Source organism: Allobosea sp. CER48, assembly GCF_044752385.1.
Taxonomy (GTDB): Bacteria; Pseudomonadota; Alphaproteobacteria; order Rhizobiales; family Beijerinckiaceae; genus Allobosea.
The window spans coordinates 1-2179 of the sequence record NZ_JBIWYK010000490.1 but is presented as its reverse complement, the minus strand read 5'-3'; the positions used below and the strand labels follow the sequence as shown (position 1 = coordinate 2179).

Sequence of the window (2179 nt, the reverse complement as noted above, 5' to 3'; positions counted from 1 at the left end):
CCGACAGCCGCCGCGCCAACGGAATGACCGCGTGAACCATCGCCAGCACCATCGGCGGCACGGCGACCGCCGTGACCGCATAGGTCGGCCAATGGGCAGTCAGGGGGCGAGCACCAGGAGCAGCAGGTTGAGCACTGTGTAGGCACCCACCATCGCCAGCAGCAGGAAGCGCAGCCGCGCCAGCACCGAAACGAAAGGTCGCGACAACGACATCGCAAGCATCCTTATAAGAACCATACGTTTCGTATCGAGACTTAATCTAAACGGGCCGTTTCGTTATGTCAAGACCGCCCCGAAAGCCGAACCTCCGAGGATCAATGGAACAGCGCCCGAGAAGCCGCGCCTCTATCGGCGCCCGTCGCAGCCCCGAAACCGAGGCAGCAGTGAAGGACGCCGCCCGCGCCGTGCTGGCGGAGAAGGGCTATGCCGGGTTCTCGATCGAGGAGGTCGCGCGCCGCGCCGGCGCCGGAAAGCCGACGATCTATCGCTGGTGGCCCAACAAGGCCGAACTCTTCATCGCGATCTACGGAGCCAACAAGGATGCTGCGATACCGGTGCCCGACGAAGGCTCATTGCGCGCCGATCTCCTGCGCTACACGCGGGATCTCTGGCGCTTCTGGCGAGAGGACACAGCCGGACGGGTCTTCAAGGGGCTGATCGCCGAAGCGCAGACCAGCGAGAGCGCGCTCGCGGCCCTGCGCTTCAAGTTCATGCCGGAGCGGCTGGCGGCGCCGCGACAGATGTTCGTGCGCGCCGCGGAGCGCGGAGAGTTCGCCCCCGAGGAGATCGACGATCGGCTCGAGCTCTGGGTCGCCTTCAACTGGCTCCATGCGCTGAGCGACCGGCTGAGCGAGGACGAGCCTTCTCTCAGCCGCAAGATCGACCTGCTCTGCCGCTGAACAGCGCTCAGCCGACCTTTGCCGCGGCGCGCAGCACGGCGAGTGCCAGGGTCTGTGCTGCCGGAACGAGGCTGTCGACCTCGAGGAACTCGTCCGGCGTATGGGCCATGCCGCCGATCGGGCCGACGCTGCAGAGCGTCGGAGTGCCCTGTGCGGCCGTGAAGCCTGAATCGGCGCAACCTCCCGTGAACTCCGCCATGACGTCGATGCCGAAAGCGGCGGCCGCCTCGCGATAGGTGTCGTAGAGGGCTGCCGATTCCGGGGAACGCTCGAGCGGCAGGAACTCGCCCTTGATCGTCAGGGACGCGCTGGTGCCCGCCACCTGCGACGTCTCGATGATCGCCTTGATCTTGCCGACCATCTCGTCGCGCTGCGCGGCCGTGACGTAGCGCAGATCGATCTCGCACCAGGCATGCGGTGCGACCGTGTTGACGGTCTGGCCGCCACCGATGAGGCCGACATTGACGGTGACGCCCTTTTCCAGATCGGTGAGGCCCTGCAGCTTCGGGATCTTGTGGCCGAGGTCGACGATGGCCGAAGCGCCCTTCTCGTAGTTCGCGCCGGAATGGGCCGGTTTTCCGATGAATTCAGCGCGCATGAAGACGCCGCCCTTGCGGCCGCTGGTGACGGATTGCCGATGGTCCTTGGCGAAGTCGGTCCCGGCCGGCAAACGGCTCGGCTCGGCATTGAAGACGCAGCGCGACTCGCGGGCCGCATCCTCGATGACCGGTCGCGAGGACGGCGAGCCGATCTCCTCGTCGCTGGTGGTGAGCATCAGCAGCGGCGCGGCGATTCCACCGCACTCGGCGAAGGCCGCGGCGACGAAAGCCGAGATGACGATGCCGCCCTTCATGTCGGCAACGCCCGGCCCATAGGCGCGCGTGCCCTTGATCGTAAATGGCCGGCGCGTCGGCTCGCCCTTCGGAAACACGGTGTCGCGATGGCCGAGCAGCAGCACCGGGCGCTGGTCGTTGGCGGTCGGGTTGGGCAGCCGCGCCTTGACCGCATCGCCAAAGCGGGCGTCCGGCACGATCTCGACATCGAGCCCGTTCGCCTTGTGGAAGCGCGCGACGACATCGCCCGCCGCATCGACGCCCGCCTTGTCGTAGGAACCTGAATCCGTGTCGACGAGCTCGCGCAGCAGGGCAACCATCCCTTCCTTGCGGGTCGCCAGCCATTCGGTGACCTTCTTCTCCTCGGGGGTCAAAGCGCTCATCGGCCTACTCGCAATCGTTCCGGATGGGACAATACCCGGCAGCTTATAGATTGAACCCCACGCG

General features: G+C 66.4%; 2 protein-coding genes. One reads left to right on the top strand and one right to left on the bottom strand.

Features of this window, described 5'->3' with window-relative positions; all coding sequences use genetic code 11:
• Positions 1–383: 383 nt before the first annotated feature.
• On the top strand, positions 384–899 hold the full coding sequence (locus ACIPIA_RS14730) for a TetR/AcrR family transcriptional regulator (RefSeq protein WP_400510628.1): 516 nt from the start codon (positions 384–386) through the stop codon (positions 897–899).
• Positions 900–906: 7 nt separating this feature from the next.
• On the opposite strand, the gene ACIPIA_RS14725 is transcribed toward ACIPIA_RS14730, so the two are convergent.
• A complete protein-coding gene (locus ACIPIA_RS14725; RefSeq protein ID WP_400510626.1) occupies positions 907–2115 on the bottom strand; it encodes a M20 family metallopeptidase in 1209 nt (402 codons plus the stop codon).
• Positions 2116–2179 lie beyond the last annotated feature (64 nt).

Excerpts from the sequence above, each read along its gene's own strand:
- ACIPIA_RS14725 (WP_400510626.1), bottom strand. The coding sequence starts at position 2,115 with ATGAGCGCTTTGACCCCCGAGGAGAAGAAGGTCACCGAATGGCTGGCG.